Raw genomic sequence first — 477 nt, forward strand, 5'->3', positions numbered from 1 at the left:
CCTGCTGGGCTTCCTGCCCGAGACCAAACTCGGGGATGCGTTACATTTCTTTGTCGAAGACGTCAGCAAGATCTTTGCACTCTTGCTGGTGCTGATTTACATCATCGCCCTGTTACGCGCCTCACTGAATGTCGAGCAAGTGCGTGATTATCTGGCGGGTAAAAATCGCGGCATTGGCTATTTGCTGGGTTCCGGCTTTGGAGCGATTACTCCGTTCTGCTCCTGTTCCAGTATTCCCGTGTTTCTCGGCTTTACCTCCGCCGGTATTCCGGTCGGGATTACCATGTCGTTTCTGATTACCTCCCCGCTGATCAACGAAGTCGCGGTTCTGTTACTGCTCAGCCTGCTGGGCTGGAAATTCACCGTCCTTTACGTCGTGGTCGGCATGATTGTGGGTATGCTCGGCGGGCTGTTTCTCGACAGCATCCGCGCCGAACGCTGGCTGCAGTCCTTTGCTGCCAAAGCGCTGGCAAATGG

Annotated in this window: 1 protein-coding gene; it reads left to right on the top strand. The window is 54.9% G+C overall.

Translation table 11 applies throughout. From position 1 onward, the window contains the following. Positions 1-477 (top strand): permease (locus Q4563_RS15965; RefSeq protein WP_303605171.1); only part of this gene is annotated, 477 nt, incomplete at both ends.

The organism is Gilvimarinus sp. 1_MG-2023 (assembly GCF_030548285.1).